This is a genomic window from Spirulina major PCC 6313 (genome assembly GCF_001890765.1).
Lineage (GTDB): Bacteria > Cyanobacteriota > Cyanobacteriia > Cyanobacteriales > Spirulinaceae > Spirulina > Spirulina major.
On sequence record NZ_KV878783.1, the window covers coordinates 560005 to 586834 of the forward strand.

At 50.3% G+C, this 26830-nt stretch carries 13 protein-coding genes and 1 pseudogene; 5 read left to right on the top strand and 9 right to left on the bottom strand.

Going from position 1 to position 26830, the window contains the following annotated elements:
* Positions 1–51: 51 nt before the first annotated feature.
* The 3 genes from SPI6313_RS02595 (at position 52) to SPI6313_RS02605 (ending at position 4078) form a co-directional block, all read left to right on the top strand.
* Entirely contained in the window at positions 52–1470 is a 1419-nt protein-coding gene (locus SPI6313_RS02595; protein WP_072619584.1) for a DUF1822 family protein, read from the top strand.
* Between the two features lie 13 nt (positions 1471–1483).
* Entirely contained in the window at positions 1484–3313 is a 1830-nt protein-coding gene (locus SPI6313_RS02600; protein ID WP_072619585.1) for a CHAT domain-containing tetratricopeptide repeat protein, read from the top strand.
* A gap of 69 nt (positions 3314–3382) precedes the next feature.
* Complete coding sequence (locus tag SPI6313_RS02605) at positions 3383–4078, top strand: hypothetical protein (RefSeq protein WP_072619586.1); 696 nt, start codon at positions 3383–3385, stop codon at positions 4076–4078.
* On the opposite strand, the gene SPI6313_RS02610 is transcribed toward SPI6313_RS02605, so the two are convergent.
* The 6 genes and pseudogenes from SPI6313_RS02610 to SPI6313_RS02630 all read right to left on the bottom strand — a co-directional run bounded on the left by SPI6313_RS02610 (position 4058) and on the right by SPI6313_RS02630 (position 20668).
* The gene (locus SPI6313_RS02610; RefSeq protein ID WP_217650479.1) at positions 4058–6703 is read right to left on the bottom strand and encodes a CHAT domain-containing protein; all 2646 of its coding nucleotides are present in this window, start codon (positions 6701–6703) and stop codon (positions 4058–4060) included. The two genes, SPI6313_RS02605 and SPI6313_RS02610, sit on opposite strands and share 21 nt — an antisense overlap.
* A gap of 23 nt (positions 6704–6726) precedes the next feature.
* Positions 6727–8553, bottom strand: a complete 1827-nt coding sequence (locus SPI6313_RS02615) for a ShlB/FhaC/HecB family hemolysin secretion/activation protein (RefSeq protein ID WP_139276464.1) — start codon at positions 8551–8553, stop codon at positions 6727–6729.
* Positions 8546–9970, bottom strand: coding sequence for an autotransporter outer membrane beta-barrel domain-containing protein (locus SPI6313_RS24310; RefSeq protein WP_245788547.1), 1425 nt, complete (start codon positions 9968–9970; stop codon positions 8546–8548). Before SPI6313_RS24310 ends, SPI6313_RS02615 begins: the two co-directional genes overlap by 8 nt.
* A gap of 651 nt (positions 9971–10621) precedes the next feature.
* Positions 10622–11431 (bottom strand): annotated as a pseudogene (locus SPI6313_RS25320) (two-partner secretion domain-containing protein); the annotation flags it as partial.
* Positions 11432–11465: 34 nt separating this feature from the next.
* Positions 11466–12182: a hypothetical protein gene (locus SPI6313_RS02625; protein WP_175551048.1), complete on the bottom strand. Its 717-nt coding sequence runs from the start codon at positions 12180–12182 to the stop codon at positions 11466–11468.
* Positions 12183–12283: 101 nt separating this feature from the next.
* A complete protein-coding gene (locus SPI6313_RS02630) occupies positions 12284–20668 on the bottom strand; it encodes a S8 family serine peptidase (protein WP_217650480.1) in 8385 nt (2794 codons plus the stop codon).
* Between the two features lie 53 nt (positions 20669–20721).
* Between SPI6313_RS02630 and SPI6313_RS23275 the strand changes: the two genes are divergently transcribed.
* Entirely contained in the window at positions 20722–20973 is a 252-nt protein-coding gene (locus tag SPI6313_RS23275) for a hypothetical protein (RefSeq protein WP_175551050.1), read from the top strand.
* Between the two features lie 1420 nt (positions 20974–22393).
* On the opposite strand, the gene SPI6313_RS02635 is transcribed toward SPI6313_RS23275, so the two are convergent.
* The 3 genes from SPI6313_RS02635 to SPI6313_RS02645 form a co-directional block, all read right to left on the bottom strand.
* Positions 22394–24028 carry an alpha-D-glucose phosphate-specific phosphoglucomutase gene (locus tag SPI6313_RS02635; RefSeq protein ID WP_072619592.1) on the bottom strand — a complete coding sequence of 545 codons (1635 nt, stop codon included), beginning with the start codon at positions 24026–24028 and terminating at the stop codon, positions 22394–22396.
* 62 nt (positions 24029–24090) lie between these two features.
* Positions 24091–25041 carry an aldo/keto reductase gene (locus tag SPI6313_RS02640; protein ID WP_072619593.1) on the bottom strand — a complete coding sequence of 317 codons (951 nt, stop codon included), beginning with the start codon at positions 25039–25041 and terminating at the stop codon, positions 24091–24093.
* 43 nt (positions 25042–25084) lie between these two features.
* The gene (locus tag SPI6313_RS02645) at positions 25085–25498 is read right to left on the bottom strand and encodes a DUF1824 family protein (RefSeq protein ID WP_072619594.1); all 414 of its coding nucleotides are present in this window, start codon (positions 25496–25498) and stop codon (positions 25085–25087) included.
* Positions 25499–25762: 264 nt separating this feature from the next.
* On the opposite strand from SPI6313_RS02645, the gene ccsB reads away from it, so the two are divergent.
* Entirely contained in the window at positions 25763–26746 is a 984-nt protein-coding gene (gene ccsB, locus SPI6313_RS02650; protein WP_072619595.1) for a c-type cytochrome biogenesis protein CcsB, read from the top strand.
* Positions 26747–26830: the final 84 nt, after the last annotated feature.

The window sequence follows — 26830 nt, forward strand, 5'->3', positions numbered from 1 at the left end:
AATTGTCTATGTGATATCAAGGAGATCAGAATGCTTCAACTTCAACACCCTATGACCTCTCAACCTGAACCGCTGGTTTTGGAGATTCCGCCGACGGCGATCGCCCATGCTGAGACGATGCTTGCTCAACAGTCCCACACCGCAGCAGCGTGGAGAGCCTATCGTCATCATGTGGTTCTGGTCACCCTGTGCCAATGGCTACAGTCCCATGGCCAAGAGGAGATCAGCCCCTGCTTGTCCCCAGAGCAACGGGCGGCCGTTTGGGAAGAGATTCCGGGGGTTGCTTTCGATTGGGGGGAAATTCGGTTCGTGCTCCTGGCGACCGAACGATTGCAGGCAGAACGGTTTGTGATTCCACGGGAATGGGTGGATCTACCGGATTTTGCGGGGGATTACTATCTGAATGTTGAATTGGATATCTACCCTGGGGAGAGTTGGTTAACCGTGACGGGTTATGCCACTCATCAAACGCTTCGCGAGCGGGGTCAGTTGAATGAGCCAGATTGTGTCTATGAACTGAAGCCGGAGGATTTGGTGACGGATCTGACGCTGCTGCTCTGCGCTCAACTGCTTTTTGGGAAGCGTCGCGCCCCTCTTGCGACCCTTCCTCTGTTGTCGCCGGAGGTGCAGGCTGATCGGCTCCAACTCTGTGGGGGTCAGTCTGAACCTCGCCTCAGTTTGCCTTTTGCCGAGTGGGGGGCTTTGTTTGTGCAGCCTCAGTGGCGATCGCAACTCTACCGCGCCCGGATGCAAGGATCTGACCCCGCCGTTGCCGGGACTCCTCTGCGCCAATGGTTCGGCGCGGTTGAAGCGAAGGTCAAGCAAGCCGTTACGCAAAGCTGGCAAACCTTAGAGGTGCTCGCGGCCGATTGGCACAGTACCCAACCGACCTTAGCCTATCGTTTTGGGGGGGACTATCGCCGCAATACCAGCACTCGATTTCCGGACGCGGTTCCGGGCGTATTGGATGTGCTCCGCACCTCGCCCGATAAGGAAACTCAACTTTCGGCGATCTATCTCTTAGGGCAAATCGGCCAAGGGGATCGGGAGGCGATCGCGACCCTGGCCACCCTCCAGCACACCGCCTCCGACATCGAGTTACGCCGTCAGGCTGCCGTTAGCCTGGGCAAGATTGAACCCACCCATCCCAATGCCGGTGTGCGGCGCGGCAAAATTCTTGATCTGGGGCTGCGTTTGGATGAAACCCCGATTCTGTTAGTGCTAACCTTGTTGCCAGAAGCCGAGGAGACCAATATTCAAGTGCAGGTGCGCTCCGTCCGTGATGGCGAGAGTTTGCCTGTGAATTTGCAACTTGTCATTACCGATCCGGCGGGAACTGTGTTTCGAGAGGAGCGATCGCGCCAACACACCCAACGCTTGCAAATTGCCTTCACAGCACAAACAAACGACCAGTTTGGAGTCCAAATCATCCTCGACGATCAGCACGTCAGCGAACTGTTTACGGTCTAGGGAACAAAACCTCATGCTTGATTCCACACAACAGGTCATCTTCCGATTCAGCACCGGTACTCTCGATCAGCAAGGATTCAGCATCAACGCCGAAATCCACACAGCCAGCGAGCACCTCGAAACCGATGCCACCCTCCCCCCCCACCCCGCCTTACAATCCGCCTATGAGCAACTACGAGAGCGTTACCAACAGCAATGTTGCGGCCCTGCCGCAAGTTTTCGCAGCCTGAAATTCCTCAATGAACCGACCCATCTGTCGATTCGAGACACCTGTAACGATCTCACCCAACACCTTGATACATGGCTAGAGTCCCCAGAATTTAAACCGATCCGCGAAGACCTATTGCACCATCTGAATCCTGCCCAGCCAGTACGCTTCTTGATCCGAACCAACAACGCAACCCTGCAATGGCTCCCCTGGCACTTTTGTCATTTATTGAATCGCTATCAATATGGAGGCATTGCCCTATGTCTCCCGCAGCGATCGCACCACATCCCCCCCCAAAACCTCAAACCCTTCGTCCGCGTTCTCCCGATCCTCGGCGACAGCACCGGCATCGACATCCAAGCCGACCTTGAACTCCTCAAAGACAAACTCCCCCATGACGCACAAATCCTCGACCCCCTCATCGGCATCACCTGCGCTGAATTAGGCGAAAAACTCTGGCAAGCCGAAGCCGACATCCTCTTCTTTGCCGGACACAGTTCCAGCACAAACCCCAGAGGAGTGGGCGAACTTTATCTCAATAAAACCGATCGCGTCACCATCAGTGAACTCCGGAACGCCCTCACCAAAGCCATTCAGAAAGGCTTAAAACTCGCCATCTTTAACTCCTGTGATGGCCTCAAACTCGCCGCCGACCTCGCTGACCTCAATCTCCCCGCCACCATCGTCATGCGAGAACCCATCCCGGACACAGCCGCCCAATTTTTCCTAGAAGCCTTTCTCACATCCTTCGCCGACCCAGCACACCCCAAACCCATCTCCCTCGCCGTCCGTGAAGCCCAAGAACGTCTCCAACACCTAGAACAAGACTTTCCCTTTGCCAGTGGTTTACCCGTATTGTGCCAACAAACCGATTCCCCCGATCTAACCTGGCAAGACTTGCGAATTAACAAACTAGAGACTCAAACTAAACCAGCTCAACCGGCACAGACATTCACCGTGTCAGGCATTAGATTAAGGTACGCTCTAATCAGTATTCTGAGCATTTTGATGGGTTGTTTATATGGGTTTGTTCTCAGTCCACAGCTTTCTAGCTATTTTTCTCGACAAAGTTCTCGATGTATCAATCAAGAAGATTTGAATTGTGCAATAAAAAGCTTGAATTTTGCCCTATTTTTTAACAAATATAACCCTGAAGCTTTAGTTAATATGGCTTATTACTATGCACTTGTGCAGCAACCCGATAAAGTAGATCATTATCTCGATTTGGCGATCGATCAAGGCAGTTCGGTCGCTTGCAATAACAAAGCATTTCGGTTAATGGAAACAAAGCAGTATGATCACGCTGAGTCACTTCTATATACTTGCCAAGAGATGAAGAGTGAGTCCATCTTACTTGATTATGCGATTCACAAAAATCTGGGATGGATTAACTTGCTACAAGGCCAACATGATGAGGCTAGACAATATCTCTTGGGTGCGCTCTCTCAATACGAGAGTGGGGTCGCCGCTCACTGCTTGTTAGCACAAGTTGAAGATGCACAGCAGATCTCTCATTTAACCGAGCGAGCGATTGAGTATTGGGAGTATTGTCGAGATCATGCTGATCCTAAATACCCAGAAGAGTTAGAGTGGAAAAAAATGTCTGAAGAACGTCTTAGCAGCAGCTTAAAGTGATTCACGGGCTAACTGAATTCACCGATTGATTTTGTCCATGCTTCAATAATAAAATACATAATAGAGTTCATGAAAAAGATCAATTTTTTTCTTATTTTTTTATTTGCGATCGCAGCAACTATATTCAATACACCTGAGAATATTTTTTCACAACAATCCTTTACTTTGGCTCAACCTGAAAATCAAAAACGCTGTGAAGAAACGATAGGCTGTCCTAGAGGGGATAAACCTAGTATTGTCAGTCCACGCAATGGATTGATTTTAGATCATCACCATTTTGTGATTTTTTGGCATGCCGTCGATGGGGCAACCCATTACACCTTAAAAATTCCAGAATTGAACATTCTAGAACGATTAGAAACTACCTCATTCACACATTCAACAGAGCAGTTGGAACCGGATGAACGATATGAAATTAGAGTAATAGCTCATGTTATTCAAGGGAATCAAAGCTTACAATTTGAAGATCGGATTCTGTTTGGAATCATTTCCCCAGAACAACAGACACAAGTTCAGGGACAAATTGAAGCAATTACACAGCAAAATCTAGACTCAAAAGCCACCGTATTAGCCACTGCTCAGGTTTATCAATCAGCATTACTATACAACGATGCAATCAATATTCTCACCCAATATGTGAAAAATGTAGGTGCAGATGCCCAGATTTATCATAAACTCGCTGAACTGTATGATATCATCCGCCTCCCAGAAACAGCGATATATTACACAGAGTTGGCTAACACATTAGAGCCAATTACCCAGTAAAATAAACGGCGACCAATAATAAGGGGATAAGTACCCTAATTCCCTGATATATTGCTGGGCTATTTTCAGGGCATACGCTTTGCCTTGCTCTGGCTCAGTTTTTAGTATTTCGTAGAACTTAATCATGAGTTGTGCTGTTGCCAAATCATTCACATTCCATAAACTCGCAACGGTACTTCGTGCCCCGGAGCGAAGTGCAATACCCGCCATCCCTAAAGCTGCACGGTTATTACCTTGAGCCGTTTGACAAGCACTCAAAACTAAGATTTCAAGATCCTGTTTCCAATATAAGGTGGCTTCTTGAAAGATGTCGGCTAACTCGTTTAAGTTGAGTTGGCTGTCATAGGTAATCAACGATGTCTGATTAGGGTTAGAGCTAAAAGTTCCATGGGTTGCAATGTGAACGATGGGAAATATTTTAGAAATCATCATTTTCTGGAGAGTGACAGTTGTGAAGTTTTCATTACGCAAATCAGTAACAGAAAAGAGTTGATGTATTCCATCAATTTCTTTGTCTACATTTTTAAGATTTGGCCAACGTGTTTCATACTTCTGATTGTAATATTCAAAGTTGGATAGACCGATGCTTAACACTTGTTTCTGGATGTCTTGAGTTCGATGAGGAGGAAAGATACGAGTACTTGGTACGACAGAGATTGTGTAGTCTTTTTCTAGTAAATATTCTTTGTGTTGGTCTTGGAGTGCGGAGAGAGGAATACCTCGCAGCACATCATCAAGAGAGAAAATGAGATTTTTAGGTCTTTGTTGTTCGATAACAGCCTCAAAGGGTTTGAGTAACCAATCATAAATTTGGAAACCATAATCAATGGATGTGTCCAAAAATAAATTAGGATTACGTCCATCTTCTTGGGTGAGCGCAACACGAAATTCTTTGACAACTTTGGTGATGGTAAATTGTGTCAGATTAGGAGATGAATGATACAGTAAATTTTGATTTTTAAAATCAACAATCACTGCTAAGCGATCGCGCAACAAAATTGTAAAAAAGAATGCTGCCTTTTCATCCACGTCACCCACATCGGTATTGGCAAACTGGGTGCAGTCATCTTGAAAGAAATTATCTAATTCTGCCAGTTGTAAGGCTTCAATTACGTCCCGTGCTTGTTTGAGTTCGTCTTGTGTTGGGGTTTCTGGGGCATTGATCGATTTGCCTGGGGCGGTCTCTCCGGGTGGCAACAATAGATCCACATATTCCCGATAGAGTGGCTCAACGCGATCGCGAAAATCGTACTGTATCTCCTGATTGAAGGCTACGAGGTTGTTGCGGAGATTTTCGAGATTTTTGTATGCCGAGCGGTAGATGGGAAGCAGTTGAGCGCGGGGGTGGTTTTGCTGTTTGAGAATTCGTCCTTTTTGCCAGAGCCACTGATATTTTAAATGGGGAAAATCACGACTTAAGGATAGGGCTTGCTCTGTCGCTTCTAGAGCAGGTTGTAACGCACCTTTTTGTTCCTGAAAACGTCCTAGATATCCCCAGGCGTAGGACTCAATTTGAACATTGCCTTGGCTCTGAGCGATCGCTGCTAAATGCATCACTAACGCAATGGCTTGATCGGTATATTGAGTCGCATTGACGATGTCCGGTGAGTGAGCAGATTGCACATCAACACAATGCAGAGCTTGGGCGTATTGTAATCGTGTTAATGGCCAGTTTAGATCGGTTTTTTGCGGATTGTTCAGGGCTTCGGATGGAATGGTGTTGATAAGTTCTATCGCGCTTGAAATATTGCCTCGGAGTAGCTCTAAGTTGACTTGGTAAATCTGCGATCGCAACTTTAAACCCGGCTCACTTTCGCTCTGGTTTGTGAGGTGTTGATAGTCTTGCCATGCTTCGATATAAAACTTAGACTGAAACGGGCTAGGACAAAATTTTGGATCAAACTGAATTCCGTCTTCAGACTCTTGTTGGGCCCGTTCTTGATCGCCTTGCGATCGCGCTAAATTGGCTTGAGTTAAGATGATCTGGGGGTTATGGGGCTGTTGCTGGGCGAGCTTTTCTAGGATGTTCTGTGCATTGGTAAATTGACCAACTTTGCGCCAAAGGTCTGCAAGTTCTAGTAGGCTTTCGGTCTCACGTTCGCTAGGCGAACTAAACTGGGTTAAAAGTCCTTGCAGATCATCAATAGTGCCTTTTGCATCACATATGAGGGGATCGGATTGGTTGAGGCTGCTTAACAGGAGTTGACAGCTTTGAGTGATGCGCCCTAAATGTTGTTGGGCTTGGTTTTGTTTGATTAAATTACGGTGACGATAGGCGGCCCATTCAGGTGTCTGATCATAAAGGGGTTGGATACGTTCCCAGACTTCAAGGGCGGCTTGAAAGTGGCTTTGGGTGAAGTATAAATCGCCGAGGATGTTAAGACTATTGGCGAGGGCTTGTTCTTGATGGGTTGTTGTTGGTGGATTCAGGAAAGTTAGGCTGTTTTGAATGGTTGCGATCGCTTCTCGAATATTGCCATTTTCCTGCTGTTCTATTGCTTGATTTTGCAGATGAATCACGGTGCTTAAGGGGTCAGAAGGTTGAGACTGTGCCGGGAGTGATCGCCCGCCGATGACCAGCAACAGTGTGAAAATTCCTAACAGTAGCCAACGGATAATTCCCATGGTTTGCAACATCACTAATGCGTTTAAAATGCGATTTCTGATTGAATGACAAAATGGAGGCCGTTTTCTTGCAGTGTGTTGTTACGACTATCCACTTCGATGAGTGGTAAGCCCCAATAGAGTCGTGCTGATAGGTCTGTTCTCACTTGCCAGACGAAGCCAAGACCCAAGGATACAAGGGTTTGCCAGGTTTGCTCATCCCGCCCATCATCCTGCCAGGCGATGCCCCAATCAATAAACGGCGCGAGCCAGAGTTTGCCGCCGGGCTTGTTGATTGCGCCAATCAGGGGGTATTGATATTCCAGGGAGAGGGCTGCGCCATTGTCGCGAGAAACCACGTCTTGGCGATAGCCGCGCACGGTTCCCAGGCCGCCGAGGCTGAATTGTTCTTGGGCGAGGAGGGGGCGATCGCTCCATTGCAACCCGCCTTGTACCAAAATTTGAGCGTCATTGCGGAAGCGTTGCAACCATGTGCCTTGACCGTGCCAATGGAAAAATTGGGAGTCTGGAGCGGTGTCGTTGCGGGTGGCGGCGAACCAATCGAGACCGAGGGTGAATTGGGAGCGGAGGCCCAGGTAGGAGCGATCGCCCCGCTGCATCCAATCCTGGCCAAACTGGAGGCGGGTCACCCGAATTCGCCCGTCTGAGTCTGCCCCCTCCGACAGGGGAAAGTTAAAGCCTAAAATCGAGGTTTGGCTAAACCGATGGCCTAAGCTGAGATCCACCGCCACTTCATGGGCTGCTGAACGGTGGAGGGGTTGCCGCCACGTTAAGCCCCAGTGGTTAGAGTCACCGTGTAAATCAAGGTAGTCAAAGGGGTCTTCAATGACGGTGCTTTCCCCTTGGCCGATGGAGAGGGTAAGCTGGCCACTGCGGGCATTGAGGGGTAGGGTGTAGCTGCCTTCCAGGCTGGTGCTGCCAGTGGTGGTGCTGAAGATGGCGGTGAGGCGATCGCCCATTCCCAATAGATTGCCCTCCGAGATTTGCACCAGTTGCCGCTGAGTGCCCACACTGGGCGGTCGGGCATTGTCAAAACCGGCCCGCACGATCAGGCTTTTGGCTTCTTTGAGTTCCACGGTCAGGATGTTGCGATGTAGGGCTGACCCTGGGATCAGTTCCGCGTTGATCTGCTCAATGAGCGGATTGAGTTGTAACTGGCGCAGTACATCAAGCAACTCATTAATATTCAGTGGTTGAGCGGCCAGAGCGAGGCGATCGCAAAGATACCCATCATTCAAACGACGGCGGGCATTGGTGCGCCGCAGTTGAATCCGCTCTAATCCCCCTTCCACAACCACCAGGATCACCACACCATCGTCCCCCACCACTTGGGGCGGAATCGTGACATAACTATTCACATAACCGTCCTCATTCAGATTCTGAGTTAAGTCTTGGACAACCTCAAATAGGTCTGCAAAGGTGTATTGGGTCTGATCGCCAACCCGCTGATCAATATGCGTTTGCAAACTCCCCGCACTGATGGCTGAATTCCCTAAAAACCGAAAACCTGTGATGGCTGCCGTGCCTGGAATCGTGTCAAGCTCGGCAGGGGTGGGGGGTGGCATATTGGCGGCTAAGGTGGTGAGCGATACCGCTGTGTTCACGTCACAAATACTGGTGGGGTCTAGAGTCGGTTCATTGTTACGGTTAAACCCTGGCTCAGGTTGCTCCTCTAAGTCAGCAGGAAGAGAGTGAGGGAATTCGCGATCCTGATCATTCAACGGGGGGGAAGTCTGGGCAGAAGCGATCGGAACAGCTTCCACCAGCATCAACCCCCCCAGCAGTAAACCGGGTAATCCCCTGCTCAGCACCGCTCTCACCCGTAAACCCTGACCCCCCACTCTATCCACAACGCACCGCACTCACCAACATACCCTGCACCGGATCAGCCGTGGGTTCAGCGGTAAACACCAATTGACCTTGGGCATTTTTACCCCAGCCTTGAGCAATTAGGGGGTTTGTGGTTTGGGGTGGGGGCGGTGTCGCGGTGATGAGGGCCGCTCGGATCGGTTTGTTTGTACCGACAAAGGGTGCGATCGCCCCTACTCCAGATTCACTCAAACTCGACGAAACCCCCTGCGGCCCCGTAGGAACGGCCAACCCAGACACCGCAAATTGTCCCGTAGTTTGCTGATCTGTGCCAGGGCGAACGGTACAGACCCGCTCCACCACCTCCGGCGACTCCACCACCGGGATTTCAATCAACGCCTGGGTCGGGTCAATATCCGGCGTATTCAGCACCACCTCGCCATTGAGTTCTGGATTCACCAACGAAATCGCCGTAATGTCATTCTCCGCCGTCCGCACTAACCGAAACTCCAGCCCAAAAATCCCCTGGGCCGTAATCACAATCCGACCCCCCCGACCCTGAAACGAATTCGAGGCAATATCACTATTAAACAATCCCGTCACCGTCGCCGCTGCGATCGTAATATTCCCCCCATCCCCCGGCTGGTTCGCTGTCCCCGCCGTCGTCGCAATTTCGCTGTCAAACAGCATCACAATATGGTCAGCCGAGAGGGTTAAATTGCCACCTTGCCCAGAGGTGGTGGAGCCAGTGATACTCGCGTTGTTGTTGAGACGGATATAGCGAGCGTTGACCGTGAGGTTACCCGCGTTGCCGCTAGGGCCATTGGGGTTGAAGCCTTCCACGGTGATTGTGCCTGAATCACTAATGTTCAGGGTGGTTGCTTTGATGCTGAGGTTGCCTGCATTTTGATCTGTACGGGTGCGAGCTGCGATCGCGCTTGGGAGAAGGCTTCCTTCACCTTGAACCGTAATGGTGTCATCCACTTCAACAATTAAGCTACCACCTGCACCATTACCAGCCGTTCCTGCCGTCAAATTACCTCCATTGCTAAGGAATAAGGTAGCTGCTTTAACCGTGAGTTGACCGCCTTGTCCTACTGCACCAACATTCACCTGTGTTGAAATGCCACTTTGAACAACATCACCACCATCTACGCCTTCGCCAATAACCCGGATCGAATCAGAAGCTGTGATATCCACATTACCGCCTAAACCTGTCCCAAATACACCCGCAGAAATCTGTGAGCCGCCTAAAACTTGAAGCTGGCCGGTATTAATTTCGACACTTCCGCCTGAACCTGTTGCGCCGGCATCGATTTGTGAGGTAATACGGCTCACATCATCCAAGTTAATTTGGTTGGCATTGAGGCGAACCGTACCTGCATCACCCGAAAGGAATGCTGTCGTGGCAATTTCACTACGATTACTGAGGGTAATGTGATCAGCGATCGCTTCCACTCTGCCAGCATTTCCTGCACCCAGGGAATCTGAGACGATTCGACCATCATCAAGACTAAGTCGTTTCGTATTGATAAAAGCATTTCCAGCTTGACCTGAACTAAAAAAAGTACTTGCTGATATTGTTCCACCAGATTGAATTGTAGTTGAGTCACTGATATTGAGATCAACATTGCCAGCAGTCCCTACATCTGTTGTTTCCGCAGCGATAATACCGTCATCAAACAGGGTCAATCTAGTTCCGTTAACCGTAATATCCCCTCCCTGATTACCGTTATCAACTTTTGCGTAGAGGCCACTCGGCCCCATGAAGGTCACACCAGTACCACTAATGTCTAGTGTGTCAGTGTTAACCGTGATATCACCAGGGCTATCCCCAAAGAAGAATGTACCAGTCAGTACTTGCGCCCCATTTTGAATAGTGACTTGAGGAGCTGAAAGTAGGATGTCACCACTACTCCCCGTTGCTGCTGCACTAAAACCACTTTTAGTCGCGATTAATGTAGGACGTAAATTACTAAACCCAGTGAGTTGAATGCGTTCTAAACCTGTGACAGTAATATCTTGTCCTGCACCAGCACCTTGAGTGATTGACAAAATCACAGAGCCATCTTCTAGGTTCACTTGTCGTCCCTGGACATTAATTGCGCCACCAGCCATGCTACTTGCATCAATCGATGCTCGACCCGTTAACTCAACATCTAGAAAATTTTGCACTCCTGAGTAGTCAAATGCCAGATCAGAAGATAAATTGACTGTTGCCCCTTCTGCTACACTGCCAATTTCAATTCGGCCTTGATCTGTACGGACATTGCCACCTTGGAACTGAATTCCACCCCCGATAAGCGCCACTGTTTGATTGGGAGAAGACTGAATTCCGGTGCTGGTTGCAGAATCTAGTTCATCATGGAGCGAACCGGTGAGCGTGTGCCCCGTACCCTCAATCCGGATCTGACCGGGTGAACCCGTGAAACGCAGAGCTGTAGGAGCCTGGACAGATAATGTCCCACCCAGACTTGTATCTGATGCATCAAAAATACCATCTGGAAACTGCACCTGAGTTGCTGTGCTCCCAACAAAAGAAACATCTGTTGCCAATTGGGCATTTTGCCCCAAGTGAATACCTGCGGGATTGATCAGAAAAATTTGCACAGGGGTACTGTTAGCTGAGATGGTGCTGTTGATCCATGAAGTTGAACCATTGATCACACGCCCAAAAATTCGTTTGACAGTACCTGTGTTGTTGAAGCGAACGGGTGTGTTGCCAGGGCTAAACTCAGTAAAGCTGTGGAAGAGATTTTCCTGACCTGAGGGATGATCCCCACCATCAATTGTGATGGTCGTACCAGGAGTAACAATTGTGCTAGAGCCTGGAAATTTATTGATCTGGGCATTACTAGGAATAGCAAAAGAGGCGAAGAGGATTACTGCTCCGCTCCAAGAGGACAATGTTCTGTTCATCAAATCAACTGCTAGAGGGCTAGTGTAGGGTCACTCATGAGGAGGGATTACAGGAACGACGCTTAAACAAGCGAGTCAGTGCTAGTAGTCCAATGATGAGAAGTGGTAGAACTTGTGATGGTTCAGGTATTTCTACTTGCTCACATCCAGAAACACATTCGACGGAAGTATCCAGCATTTGATGCAGAGTGTATCGATTAAATTGATCTCTCAGTGCAATTTCAACATTGTATTCGTCTGTGGCAATTTCTTGGTAAGTTTGGGTGTCTGAGGTTGGGTTGGGGCTAGTTGAAATTCGTTGGGGTGCTAGTTCACCGTTAAATGGATTAGATTGCCAGTCAAAGTCAAAGAATGGATCATCGATAATCTCTGGCAAGATCATCCAGTAGGTTTCTGTTGAGTTGTTTACAGTGCGGGTGAAGCGGGCGAAGTTTAATACATCAACGCCAGTTACGGTGTCGGTGCTTTCTGTCGGTATACCGAGTTCGCCAAAGACACTGTAAGTACTGCTCTGGGGGATATCAAGCTGTCGCCACCAAAGGTTGGGAGCCTGAATAGTGTAGTCCGGATCATCTTTTTTGATGTAAGTCGCGTCACCACTGACGGTATTTTTTAGGTCAAAGCGGAATCCGAGCAGGGGTTGGTAGTCGAACATTTCGACGTTCCAAGTTACATCTGGCATTTTGGGGTGTGCTCCGTGATGAATATCAGCAGGTTGATCAAGGTGAGGGGCAAGTAAGGCGGGCAACAAGAACCGCTTATAACCCCTATGGTGATGCGGTAAATTGTTATGCAGTCACCCGGTGATGAAATTGAGCAGACAGCGTCTGCCATTTTGAGATTGTGAAGAATTTAACCGTATTGAATGTGATCTACCTCCCAGCCGTTGGCATCGTTGGTTGAAATTTTTACGGAGGCGATGCCTTTGTTGTTGGAGATGCCGAGGAATTCGTCGGCGGCGTTGGTGAAGGTTTGGGCATCGCTCTGACCGAGGCTCACGCCTTGGCGATCAAAGGCTTCAATGGTGGCGGTGCTGCTGGGGTCGATGTCGGTGATCACGAGGCCGACATGGGTAAAGTCTTGGGCAAACTCAAGAGTGAGGTCGGTGCTATTCACTTGGAGAGCTTTGCTACCATTCGTGAGGTTGTTCTCTTGCGCCAGTCCACCGCTGATGATGTTGGCGTTGGTGTGATTTTGAATCGTGAGGGCGGGGCCATTGATCAGGTTGTCTTGGAAGTCTCCAATGTGGAGGGTGGGGAGGTTAGCGGTTTGGAAGGGGCTATCGGTGGAGGTGGTGTAGGGAGTGGAGGGGCGATAGTGGGTGGTGAGGCTAGGAAGGGGAGTGGCTTTGCCGAAAACGACATAACTTTCATCAGCGTTATAAGTACCAATAATTAGATCATCAAATCCATCTCCATTAATATCACCTGCTCCCCTTACCATGTACCCCGAATAATCACGTTCATTTATTCCATTCAGCCAAAAACCATTGTTACCATCCAGAGTGTCCACTTCAACCTCTCCATCATTACCTACTTGTTGTCCACCAAATACGAGATAGCTTCGTCCTGCATTATCATTGGGGTAGGTATGCGCAACAAGAAAATCATCAATTTCATCACCATTAAAATCACCTACTTCACTAACAAGATTACCTGGTTGGTGATATTGATGAACACCCCGTACTTCAACACCGCTGATCACAAAACCGTTCTCTCCATCTAAACCATAAGGTGATCGCCCAATACTCTTGACTTGACTATTTCCGAACACAACACTGCCGCCTCCATAAGAGCCAAAAAGTAAATCATCAACACCATCCGCATTGAAGTCACCTGCACCACCTATAGCAAATCCTCCAGAGAAGACAAATCCAGTGTCATCGTCAATCTCTGATAACTCGAAGCTCCCATTTTTGCCAATATCTTCATTCCCAAAAATGACATATTGACTAAAATTCTGTATATACCCAGAGTCAATCATAAAGTCGTCAATACCATCTGCATTGACATCTCCTGCCGCCCTTACAGATTGTCCGAATCCTGATTCATAGAAAAGTCCATCAATAAAAAATCCCTGATTACTATTGAGGTTACTTAGTTCAATAAGACCATCATTCGCAACATCAGAACCCCCGAAAATCAAATAGCTTCTTCCAGCTTCTCTAAGATCGCCTTGTCCAAACCCAGGTGTACCAATGAGTATGTCATCAAAACCATCATTATTCACATCTCCAGCACTACTTACAGAAAAGCCTGTCTGATCATTTTGATTGATTCCTTGTATAGCGAAGCCATTATTACTATCTAAATTTGCCAATTCAATGTTACCGCTACTACCAACATCACTGTTACCAAAAATTATGTAGCTACCACCTTTACCTTCAAATGCTTCTGGTGCTCCAATAATTAGGTCATTGATTCCATCTCCGTTCACATCTCCAGCGCTACTTACAGATGCATCAGCACTGAAATAGCCTTCGATCGTAAAGCCATTATTTCCATTGAGATCTGCTATATCAGCATTCCCACTATTGCCAATCTGATTGTTTCCAAATAGAACGTAACTTTTCCCAAATTGCTGAGACCCAAGGATTAGATCGTCAATGCCATCGTCATTCACATCACCTGCATTACTTACGGCTAATGAGCTTCCCCTGATCACAAATCCATTACTGCCATCCAAATCGCTCAAATTAAACACCGCCGGAAATGCCTCAGGCGTAACCCCGTGAGCCACATCAAACGCCACATCTACTCGTCCACTCGCAGCCCCCAACTCATCCACCGCACTGACCTGAAAACCTAACACATCATCCCCTGCCAGATTCGAGACCCACTGCAACGCATCACCAGGGCGAACCAACGTCTGCCCCACCGTCACTGCTTGGCCATTGAGTGTCAACACTCCATCGCCCACGCCCTCAATCCGGAAGCTCATCACATCCCCATTCGCATCCGTCGCATCCGAAGCCACCAACAGATCTGCATACGTGATCGTCTGCACCTGGAACTGAGTCGCTCCCGTCAAGGTATCAATTTGAGTCAACGTCGGTGCAGAATTAAACGCCGTCACCGAAACTTCGACCAAGCCGTAGGTTCCCCGATAAGCCCCACTCTTCTCAGCCAAGCTCAAATCATTCCAACGATCAGTTCCTGCATGGAATTGATGGGCAAAATCTTCCCCACCGACAAAATCCTGAGCATTATTTGGCTCCGTGCTATACCAGCGACTGTACGTTGAGGGGCTACCATCAGCCCAGGCAAAATTTCCTTCGGTTTGACCCAATACCTCGCTATCCGTCAAACCAAGCCAGAAAGTACCAGTACTGCTAAATGTATCTAAAACCCACTGCTGCTCACTCGCATCATTAATCGTGATCAAATTGCCACCGAATGATAGTGCCTGCTCCTGCGCCCCCAGCCAAGTATCCGGAGCTGTCAAAAAATAATAGTTGCCCGTATCAGCGTTGAAATAAACCGGATTCGGTGCATTAATCAAATTCGCATCACTGATTCCGGCTAACGTTTGGCTCATTTCTGAGAGCGTTGTGCCACTTTCGATCTGACTCCGCCAGCTTGTAATTTCATCAGGTGTTGCACTACGACCTAACGCCTGTTGATAAAGAGCATCGATAGTCGTTGCGACTTGATAGTTACCTTGACCATCGATCGCAGATTCAATAATGTCACGACGCAAACTGTCAATCGATTCTCCGGCATCAAAACGAGCCTGCCAATCTTCAAATAAAGAGACATCCCGACCGATCGCATCTCGTGCAATTTGGTTAATGGGGTGCAACTCCTCAATCCAGACTTGCCCCGTGCGATGTAGCCCCAAGTCATACGCCCCCGTATCCTTGAGCGTAATGGTGACATCCTCAAGACCATCCGCCTCAAAGTCACCCAAGGGGTTAATCCCCACTGTGGCAATAAGCTGACCCGCCTCAAATGTCACCGAGCCAGACAACGCCTTGAAATCAGTACCATTGATTGCACTCCCACCCACGGTATATTCCACCGTCAAAGCTTGGGAAATATCCCCCACACGAGTAAAGATGACCTGACCCGAATTACCATCCTCATCTGCACCGTAGTCCGTGACCTCCACATTGACAATCGGCTTGGCGAGCTGGTCTGGATCAATCTCAATCAAACCCGTAAGCGAGTGTCCCATCTGGGCAACAACATCATTCCAAAGCCCACGTTCGCGAATGGGGGTGCTACCCGTGGGGATATAGACAACCGTACCCACCGGAATAGCGTACTGTGTGCCATCCGCATAGCTTGAACCATCCGCTTTTTGGATTTCACCCCAACGGAAGCCAGACCCAAGATATTGCTGCGCAATACTCCACAGCGAGTCACCAGGCTGGAATCTGTAAGACTGTCGGGTTTGTTGCGAACCATTGGTTAGCTCAGCCGTAACGAATTCACTGAAATCCTCTCTTACACCACCGATCAGAACATTATTAGGTTCTCCCGATCGCCAATTACTAAAACTAACTGCCTCACCATTGACCCATTGGAAACTCCCCTCCGATGCACCGTAGAACTCACTATCGGTCATCCCCAACCAAAATGTTGTGTCTCGGAAGGTGTTCACTAACCAATCACTTTCGGCTTGGTCATTAATCGTCACCAAATTGCCGCCGAGGGCTTCAGCTTGCGCTTGCGCCCCATGCCAACTGTCGATTTCACTCACTACATATTGATGACCATTAGCGGGGTTGATCTGGACAAACGGGCCATAATTCCACTGGCGAGTGCTGTTAGCAATAGTCGCTGTGCTACTCGCTTGGCTACCCACTACATAGCCAGTACCATTGGCTAAACTGATCACCACCGATTCATCACCTTCCGTGAAGTCGGTGTCATAGAAGGCCGAAACCCCAAATGTTGCACCCTTCTCCCCTGCGGCGATCAACACTGATCCGGTTAGCGGTAGATCACTGCCATCTACCCCCGCACCACTCAGAGAATAATTCACTGTTAAGTCTTGGCTGGTGTCTCCATCCCGTTCCACATAGAACACCGCCGCATCCCCATCTTCCGAAGCGATCTGATCCAACGCTTGTAAGGTCACTTCTGCTGAGGGAGGCTCAGGATCATTATCTGCAATGTTGATGGTATGAGCCGCCAGCACATTACTGGTGACATATCCTGCACCTGCTGCCAACTCAACAATCAGTGTCTCAGTTCCCTCATAAATCGAGTCATCGGTCGGCTGTACTGTGATGAACCGTGAGACCTCACCCGCCGCAAACGTGATTGAGTTCGGTAAATCATAATCTTGACCATTCTCAGCCGTGCCAGAGAGCGTGTAATTCACAGTCAAGGGCTGTGAAAGATCACCTCCGGAGCGAATAACCGTAAATGACCCTTCTGCCCCATCTTCAGAAGCAGCAAATGCACCGGGGGTGAGCATTACTTCCGCAGGTGGAAGCTCGGTTACTGCTGCTGTGATATTTATCGGTACAGCATCATCCTGCCCATCACTAGCAATAATCGTAAATGCAGGAATGCTGTTCCCCACTGCATCCGGTGTCCATTCCAGCGTTTGACCAGGACTCAACTCAATCGTCCCAGCCACAACCTGACCATTCTGGGTTAGGCTGCCGGACTGTAAAGCATCGACCGTAAAGGTGATAGCATCACCTTCAACATCCGTTGCACCCGTCACATTGACTAAATCTTGATAAGAAATGGTGAATGGCTGGCCCAGGGTTAACCCAGTGAGTAAGCCATCAGTCAAACGAGGTGCATCGTTCACTGCAATGCCGTTGAGTTCAATGACATCTGCGATCGGCGTAGCAATCCGACCATCATCGGCTGAGATTTGCAGTTGAACTGTGCCATTGAAATCGGTGGCGGGGGTGAATTGGAGATCTTGCAGAGCAGCTTCAACTTCTGCGGGTGTGCCGTTAAACTCCCAAACGCCTGCTGCCTCTGAAGTCTTACCACCGCCGGTGAGTACACCAACCCCATCAGGCACAGTGATCAGCACGGAGAGATTATCACCATTCGCATCGGTGACGACAATATCAGTCAGTGTAAGGGGTTGATCTTCTGTATAGGTTAGGGGTTGGGGAACGTTGAGGACTGGTGGGGTGTTGACCGTGGGATCAGTGCCATAAACCTGAAACTGCCACGAATCCAGATGCCCCTGATATGGTAGGGAAGAGGTATCTAGATAGTCTGTTTTATCCCGGATTGTTACCGTCCAAGTTCCCTGCGAGGATACTCCCCAATGTCGTAGAGATGAGAAAGTCCAATTCAGTGCTGTTGCTTGCACTTGCGGGTCACTATACCGACCGTAAACCTTATCGTTACTGTGGGGCTTCGCCAAAATCGACTCAACGCCATCTGGAGATTTCAACACGATTTCTAAATCTCCACGATAAGAATGCTTGCCACGGAGAATTAGCTCTACGGATTCGATCTGAACGTTCTCATCAACATTAATGTCAAATTCCAAGACATTAGGGATAGGATTACTTCCTGTGTACCCCTCATTCTTAATTCTTCCCTGTGGGAACCCAAGAATGTCTTCTACAGGTTGTGATAAAGATATCTCAGTTGGTAATGAAACCCATGTTTTGGCAGCATTCACTGCTGCTGCTGCGTCAATAATGCCAAAACCGTACTCGTGACTATGGCTGATTGTGGCACTGCCAATGATCTGCTCAGGAGTCCAGTCTGAAGCAAGGTTATCTCGCTGTGCAGTTGTGATCAGAATATGCTGCACATCCCGCCAAGTCAGGTCTGGGTTAACCTCCAACATAAGAGCAACAACACCTGAAACAAACGGCGCTGCCGCAGAAGTACCGTTGAAGTCATGGATATAATCGCCATGACCTCCTGTTGTAGTGATGTCATCGGAGTAGGCTGTCACCATCAACGAAGCACCAGGATTGCTATAGTCTGTCACTGTGTTACCGCTGTTGACTGCCCCGACTGAAATTGTGGCACGGTGATTTGCTAGAGAGCTATAGTCAGTGCGATCGCCCAACTCAGCATCGTTGCCCCCAGCAAACACGTAAATATTGCCTTTGCCTTGCCGACCCGCCAAAACTGCATTATCAATGGCGTTCTCCCACAAGGGGTCAGTCGGTGGCAAACCAATCACACCACTATTGGTGTTGAGCTTTGGTCCAAAGAAACCCCAACCCCAACTATTTTGATAAATATCGATTGCATCCGTCCTGTGGGACAGAACATCTGCAATTTCAATTTGATTTGTGCCATTCGCACCAAATCGGAGAGCTGCCCATTGGGCTTCTGGCGCAACACCTGACCCATCGTCTGCTGTTGTTGTGTTGGTTGCGTGAGATGAATCAGCACCTCCTGCAACAATGCCTGCAACATTAGTACCATGCTCATTGAACATGGAAACTTCAACCGATAGTTCTTCAAACCAGCCCGTTACACTACCGTTTCCATCGGCATCATTATTGGAAATCGCCAGCGCCCAACTTTTGTGATTACGCCAATTCCATGCTCCATTGACATGAGCATCAATATCGTTGGAAGTGAAAGAGTATTCCAACTGACCAGAAGCTCCTTCGACAAGGCTGATGATTCGCTTGGTCGGATCTTCAGGTAGACCTTGCTTATTCAGCGGCAAAAGATGAAAGTCTAGTTCATCGACTTCAGCATGGTCTAACTTGAAACCAACATCAAAATCCTGAATTACACCGTGAAACGTCTCAAATGGGATAGGAATAAAATTGAAAGAGCTTTGAGTCCAGTAGAATTCATTTAAAGTGGGGTCATGGAATGTAGCATTAAGCGGTGTGTCAAAGATTTCAAGACCATTAACCAGACCAGAGCCAGTGATAAAGCTGGAGACATCTCCATCACCTTCATCAAAATCCCAGCTGAGATCAGCATTTGGATTTAAGTTTCCTTCAAAGTTATCTGCCAAGTCCAAATGGTCTATGGCAAATCCAATATCTGTCACACCAACGGTCACACCAGAACCATAAATTGGATTTTGGGGATCGCCATGCCAAGCTGCGTCTAAATTACCTTGAATTAGATGCCACTGGCTGCCGTCTTGGAATAGTGGCTGGTTAGTGGGTGAGTAAACATCCAGCTTAAAATCAATCAATGGGTAAGCGTACTCAATAAACGCTTGGCTACCAAACCATTCTTGAAGTTCGGCAAGATCTTGCTGGTTAGTCAACGTCCAACGATAGGTATTAGAAATATGACCAATCACTCCTTGATTTTCTGCACCAATTAAATCGGCGAGTTGATTTGCATCTTGGCCGTAGCGAACACTGACAATCCAATCCTGGCGACTTTCGAGCAGGCTGGAATTGTACTGTTCTAGATTGCTTGCTGTTGCCAGAGCTTCCTTTGCGCGATCGCTCAACTCTTCCCCAGCGGGCAACGACAACACGGTGAAGTCTCGCGTCTCACCGATTTCACTTAACCCAGACTGATACTGCGTAATCGTTTTGACTTCATAGTTTCCGGCGGGAAAGAGAGCATCCTGCTCAAACTTGAACCGGCCTGCTTCGTCAAAGTCAGTGATTTCTTGAACGACTTCCCAGTCACCACTGTGGCGGTTGCGTACCCAGACTGCAACGCTTTCGATGAGTTCAGGACTATCAGCGCGGCCAATGAGGCGAAAGTTTTCGGTGGGATTGAAGAAGCGATCGCTATAGGTATTAACCTGGCTATCTTGATCGATCAGGTCGAAAAATTCTTGGGCCTGGGGTTTGTGATCCCACCAGCTTAGGTTACTGTCGGCCAGGGTGGGGGCGGTGGTGGTTGCGCCGCGAATTTGGAAGATGGCATCGTTAAAATCTCCGTCATACTTCGTGCCGTTGGGGTCGAGGTCTTCAAAACCGAAGGTGTGACCTTGGCCGGTGATATCCACCAGGGCGGGCTGATCGAAGGAGAAAATGGGTTTACCTTTGCCCTGTTGCAGATCGGCGATGGTGTAGCGCGGGGTGAGGAGGATGCCGAACTGTTGGCCGGGGGTGAGTTCGAGGGTTTTGGGGCCGATATACTCTCCGGCGTTGAAGTCGTCGCGCAATTGACCGCTATATTTTGCGCCTTGGGTGCGATCGCTGATCACCGTCTGACCCAAATCAGACTCGCTCAACACACGCCGCGTGGCTTCGGCTTGAAACTCAGCGGTATGAGATTGACGAATATCCATCCCCTCCAAGCTGAAGAGTCCCATCTCAAACTGAAAGGCTCCACCGTCATAGAGATAGTCCAAGGAAAGATGGCCAGTTTCGCCGACGGTAAACACCCCATGGGGGAGTTCAGAGGTTGAGGGTTCAGAGGTTGAAAGTTCAAAGGGTGAAGGCTCAGAGGTTGAGCTTTCAGGGGTTGAGGGTTGAGGGTTTGGGGTTGAGCTTTCAGGGAGTGACGGTTGAGGGGGTGAAGGCTCAGATATTGAGGGTTGAGGGGGTGAAGGCTCAGATATTGAGGGTTGAGGGGGTGAAGGCTCAGATGTTGACAGTTGAGGGGGTGAAGGCTCAGATGTTGACGGTTGAGGGGGGGCGAGTGGTTCAAGGCTGATCGGTGCGGGTTGAGGCGATCGCAAATCAGGGCTTGGATCGGTGTCGGCGGGGGGAACGATCGCATGATCCTCTCTCACACGATCCTCTAAAGGTGGGGTGAGGGTTGAATCAGACTTTGGAGCCGGTTGAACAGGGTTGGGGTCCAATAGGGCGTTGAGATAATCTTGCACCTGTTGCGCGATCGCCTCTCCTGACGGGCCAGGTGCTGCAACGGTATTGAGGATTTCGTCGCCTGCGATCGCCTCGTCCAACGCTTCAACACTTTCGGCAGCGTCACCGATGGAAAGCTGCACACTAATCCGCTCCCCCCAAATTGTCTCTTGCCAGGTTTCCACATCCGGTAAAAGCGTGGCGATCGCCGTTGCCGTCGTGCTAGCACCGCTCACCGTAACGATCAGCGTATCCTGCTGATGATTGTCCCCCGTCGTCAGGCTCAACACGTGACCCGCCCCGGTGATGTCGCCTAAAACCTGGGGCAAAAACGCAAAGATCGGTTCAAGCTCCGCATGTTGTGCCAAGTCAGCAATTTTGCCCCGTTGCGTCATCATCAAGGTAAATTGTTCACCTTCAGGCAGGGTCGGGGCTTCGTTTTGAGGGTTGGGGGTTGGCGTATTAAAGGTGGGCGCGGTCAACTCATCCACAATGAGCAGATAGCCTAAGTCGGATTGGGACAGAATGCGGCGTGCGGCTTCTTGGATGAACGCTTGAGAATCGTGGGCAAACTGTTCCATCCCTCGCCAGTTGAATAGGCCCAATTCAAAGGGGAATTCGCGCCCATCAAAGAGGGTTTGAACGGTGACGGATGCGGAGCCTTGAACGGTGAAAATTCCTGGGGGAGTGGGAGATTTTTTCGCAGCGTTTTGGGTTGGAGCGGGAGAATCTGCGGAGGGGGCGAGGGGCACTGCTGCGGCGTTGAGCCATTGCTTCACCCAGGCTTCGTTATAGTCATCTTTTTTTTGCTCCCACGCGGGATTGTACGCATAGGTTGCTAGCCCTTCATCCCGATTATTTTTGCGATCGCCGAATAAACCCTGCAAATATTGTGCTAACACGATGCACCTTCAACTAACAGTAAACGTTAGATAACTGTTAAGCCAAGATAGATAAAATCCCAGCCGATGATTTAACAGTAGCAACGAAACTCCGTTCAAACTATCAAGATTTAGTAAAAAAAACGGACGCGATCGCCTTCTGTTTATAAAGCTAGGATGAATTCTTTACCAATGTTCAAACACAACATAAATTTTGCATCTTTCGTAGTATGTATAGGAAGCTGAGATCATTTTTATGCAGGGTGAAAAAATTTTCACATCACCCACCGGCAACAAGGGGCTGAAGCCCCTTGCCTTCCCACCGCGTCTCTGAAGATGTAGAGCCAGATGACACTGTGCAAATAATCTCTTAGAGTTACCGTTTGGTTAAGTAATCACCGTGGGGCGATCGCGCCCGGTAAATTCCTTAATTTTCGCCACCTGTTCCGCCAGTTGAATCAAATCACTTAACGCCGCTTGGGTGTCTTGGCTGTGCTTAGCCGGATCGGGTTCGTAGCGTTCGATGTAGACCCGCAACGTTGCGCCCTTCGTTCCTGTACCGGAAAGGCGAAACACAATGCGCGACCCATCGGTGAAGCCGATGCGAATCCCTTGCTGGTTGCTCACGGAACCATCCACAGGATCGGTATAGCTGAAATCATCGGCATAGTCTACGGTATAGGCCCCCAACTGCGTCCCCGGCATTGCCCCCAAGCCCGCCCGGAGCCGCTCCATTAACTCAGTGGCGGGTTCGGAGGGGACTTCTTCGTAGTCGTGGCGGGAATAGAAATTGCGGCCGTAGGTTTGCCAATGTTCCGTCACCAATTGCTCCACGGATTTCCCGGTGACGGCGAGTAAATTCAGCCAGAACAGCACCGCCCAGAGGCCATCTTTTTCGCGCACATGGTTCGAGCCTGTGCCGAAACTTTCCTCACCGCAGAGGGTGGCTTGATTGGCATCGAGCAAGTTGCCGAAGAATTTCCAGCCGGTGGGGGTTTCGTAGCAGGCGATGCCTAGTTTGGCGGCGACGCGATCGACGGCGGCACTGGTGGGCATCGAGCGAGCCACGCCGGTTAAGCCGTTTTGATAACCGGGGACGAGGGTGGCGTTGGCGGTGAGGACGGCGAGGCTGTCGCTGGGGGTGACGAAGAAGTGACGACCGAGGATCATGTTGCGATCGCCATCCCCATCCGATGCCGCGCCAAAGTCCGGCGCATTGTCCCCAAACAGCACCTCCACCAACTCCTTGGCATAGACCAAATTCGGGTCAGGATGGCCCTGGCCAAAGTCTTCGAGGGGGACCCCATTGATCACCGTGCCCTCCGGTGCGCCCAGTTGCGTCTCAAAAATTGCCTTGGCGTAGGGGCCGGTGACCGCGTGCATCGAATCAATACACATCCGAAAATTGCCGCCCTTGATAAACGCTCGAATCCGGTCAAAATCAAACAATTCCGTCATCAACTCACTGTAGGGCACAACGGAATCTATCACCTCCACATCCATCGTGCCCAGCTTAAAGGAACCGGGGCGATCGAGGTTCACATCTCCAGCGGAGAGGATTTTATATTCGGTAATGGTCTTACTGCGATCGTAGATGGCTTCGGTGACTTTTTCCGGGGCAGGGCCACCGTTGCCGGTGTTATATTTCACACCAAAATCCCCCTCCGGCCCGCCCGGATTATGACTCGCCGAGAGGATAATTCCCCCAAAGGTTTGCTCTTTACGAATAATGCAGGAGGTGGCGGGGGTGGATAAAATACCGCCTTGGCCCACGAGGACTTTACCGATGCCATTGGCGGCGGCCATTTTTAAAATGATTTGGATCGCGGTGCGATTGTAGTATCGGCCATCGCCACCGACGACGAGGGTTTGTCCTTCGCACCCGTCGAGGCTGTCAAAAATGGCTTGGATAAAATTTTCTAAATAATGGGGTTTTTGAAAGGTGGGGACGGATTTTCGCAGGCCCGATGTGCCGGGCTTTTGATCCGTAAAGGGTGTGGTCGAAACAAGGTGTAGATTCATCGTGGGATGTGCAGACTTCACGATTACTTATATCGCCATTGGGTCGCTTTGCCTAGCAACGTTCACCCACGCTCGTAGGAATAGATATCGCCCTGTTGGGGAATGAGGGCGGTGGAGGTGTCGGAGAGGGTTTGGAGGTCGGCGGCGGCGATGTCCCGGTCGAGGGCTTCCATGTTTTGCTGAATTTGGGGCCGGTGGGTTGTCAGGCCGGTGATGATTTGTCCTACGCCGGGTTGATGGTGGAGCCAGTTCAGGGCGACTTGGGCGACGCTGAGGCCGTAGGATTTGCCAATTTTTGCCATGACTTGGAGGAGTTGATGCACCCCCGACCAGCCGCCGTGGTGATCGATCATGGTGTTGTAGTAGAAGCTGCGGGCGTGGTCGAATTCTTGGCTGAGGTGGGGGACGTGGACAAATTTATCGGATAAAAACCCGCCGGCGATCGCACCGTAGGGAAGCAGGGTAATACCGCGATCTAAGCAGAGGGCTTGCATCGTGTTTTCGACGCGGCGATCGATAAGGCTGTATTGAACTTGGTGGGTGCTGATCGGGGCATATTCCAGAGCCTGCTTGAGCATGGGGGTGGTGAAGTTGGTAACGCCAAGCTGCCGAATTTTGCCCCGGTCGTGGAGGGTGCGGAGGGTGTCCCAGAGGGGGGCGAAGTCGAGGCTGGGGCTGTGCCAATGGACTTGGACGTTGTCGAGAGAGTCCCGATGGAGGTTGCGCAGGGAGTTGTCGAGTTTGTGTTGAATCTGTTGGGCGGTGGGGATTTCGCGGAAAAACACCATTTTGGTGAAGATTTTGGTGTCGGTGCGGCCTTTGAGAAATTGGCCGAGCAGTTTTTCGCTGCGGCCATAGATGTCGGCGGTGTCGAAGGTGTTAACACCCCAGGCGAGATAGGTATCGATGACGCGCTCTACTTCATCAAGGGGAAGGGATGTCCAACTGCGATCATCAAGTTGCCAACATCCGAGGATGAAGCTGTGTTGTCGTCGAGTTTGGGGGGTGGACATGGGAAACCAAGAAAGATGTTTTCAGTGAGTGGGGGTTGCGAGTTTAGAGGGGGGTGAAGAGATCGAGGGGGAGGTGGCCGTAGGTGCCGTTGATCTGATCGTCTTCGGCTTGGCAGGAGACGAGCACGCCGCGATAGCTGCCGGTGTATTGGTCGGTGTAGTGTTTGAGGGTGGCGGTGCTGAATTTGATGTAGGCGGGGTCGGGGGAGGGGTCGGCGATCGCATCCACATCAAAGGGCACATCATACCCACAGGCGCGTAAATAACTCGCGAGCACCTGATAGCCCTGTTTTTGATTGTCGGCACAGATCCCGAAGTTTTCCGATTCTGCTTCGGCCACGATCTGCCGGAGGGCGGCCTGGAGAGCTTGACGGTCAGCCTCGGAGGTGGGGAGTTTCGGTTCAATACAACTGTAAGACTCTAGGAGTTGTCGGGCTGCGGTGAGCGACGGGGACATAGCGATCGGGTACAAAGGGAGATTAACTCAACAGCATACAATACCCCTTCGACGTTCTGGGCGATCGCCGCTGATTTTTCCGGGGCTGATCGCGGGATTTTTGCCGTGATGGGGGGCGATCGCCCCCCATCAAACAGGCTCAAATTTCCCTAGGGCTGTCGTTCGCTTCGGAACAAAGCCGATAGGATGTTAAATGTTAAGTTATTCATCCGCCGATGGAAGCCCATTGCGGTATTCTGCCGGAAAATCTTGTCATTATCTGTTATGGATTTAATTACGCTACAACAAACCCTTAATAATGGCTCCTTTGCCGTTTTACTCATCACCCTACTGCTGTATTGGTCGGGGGCCGCCTTCCCGAATATTCCCTATCTCAGCAGCTTAGGCACGGCGGGCATGGCCAGTGCCAATCTAGCGATCGCCGTCCTCCTGGGGGCCCGGTGGATCGACGCAGGCTATTTTCCCCTCAGCAACTTATACGAATCCCTCTTTTTCCTCGCCTGGGGTGTGACCACCATGCACCTCGTCGCCGAAGCGATGACGCGATCGCGCCTCGTGGGTGTCTTCACCGCCCCCCTCGCCATGGGGATCACCGCCTTCGCCGCCCTCACCCTCCCGGCGGAAATGCAGCAGGCGGAACCCCTCGTCCCCGCCCTCAAATCCAACTGGCTGATGATGCACGTCAGTGTGATGATGCTCAGTTACGCCACCTTGATGGTGGGGGCAGTGCTCGCGATCGCCTTCTTGATTGTCACCGCTGGCCAAGCCATCACCCTCACCGGTAGTTCCTACGGCGGCGGCAGCGATCGGCTCCAGCGCCCCACCGCCACCCCCCTGCAATTCGACAGCACCCCCACCCTCAGCGGCAGCACCACCGCCACCCTCCCCAAACTCGAAACCCCCACCACCCTCCTCTCCCCCCAACGCCTCACCCTCGCCGCCACCCTCGACAACCTCAGCTACCGGATCATCGGCCTCGGCTTTCCCCTCCTGACCATCGGCATCATTGCCGGAGCCGTTTGGGCCAACGAAGCCTGGGGTTCCTACTGGAGTTGGGACCCGAAAGAAACTTGGGCCTTCATTACCTGGCTCGTTTTCGCCGCCTATCTCCACGCCCGGATCACACGCGGTTGGCAAGGTCGTAAACCCGCCATTCTCGCCGCCAGTGGCTTCGTTGTCGTGTGGATTTGCTATCTTGGGGTGAATTTGCTAGGAAAAGGGTTGCATTCCTACGGATGGTTTTTCTAGGGTGAGAAAAAAATTCCCGTCACTTTTACCGCAGACGGAGACTTTCACCCTAAACTTTTAGTGTCATTTAAGACCCGCCCTGTC

Bases quoted from the DNA above. Each gene is read 5' to 3' on its own strand.
- SPI6313_RS02595 (WP_072619584.1), top strand. From the start codon at position 52: ATGACCTCTCAACCTGAACCGCTGGTTTTGGAGATTCCGCCGACGGCG.
- SPI6313_RS02605 (WP_072619586.1), top strand. From the start codon at position 3,383: ATGAAAAAGATCAATTTTTTTCTTATTTTTTTATTTGCGATCGCAGCA.
- SPI6313_RS02635 (WP_072619592.1), bottom strand. From the start codon at position 24,028: ATGAATCTACACCTTGTTTCGACCACACCCTTTACGGATCAAAAGCCC.
- ccsB (WP_072619595.1), top strand. From the start codon at position 25,763: ATGGATTTAATTACGCTACAACAAACCCTTAATAATGGCTCCTTTGCC.
- SPI6313_RS02600 (WP_072619585.1), top strand. From the start codon at position 1,484: ATGCTTGATTCCACACAACAGGTCATCTTCCGATTCAGCACCGGTACT.
- SPI6313_RS02640 (WP_072619593.1), bottom strand. From the start codon at position 25,041: ATGTCCACCCCCCAAACTCGACGACAACACAGCTTCATCCTCGGATGT.
- SPI6313_RS02645 (WP_072619594.1), bottom strand. From the start codon at position 25,498: ATGTCCCCGTCGCTCACCGCAGCCCGACAACTCCTAGAGTCTTACAGT.
- SPI6313_RS02610 (WP_217650479.1), bottom strand. From the start codon at position 6,703: ATGGGAATTATCCGTTGGCTACTGTTAGGAATTTTCACACTGTTGCTG.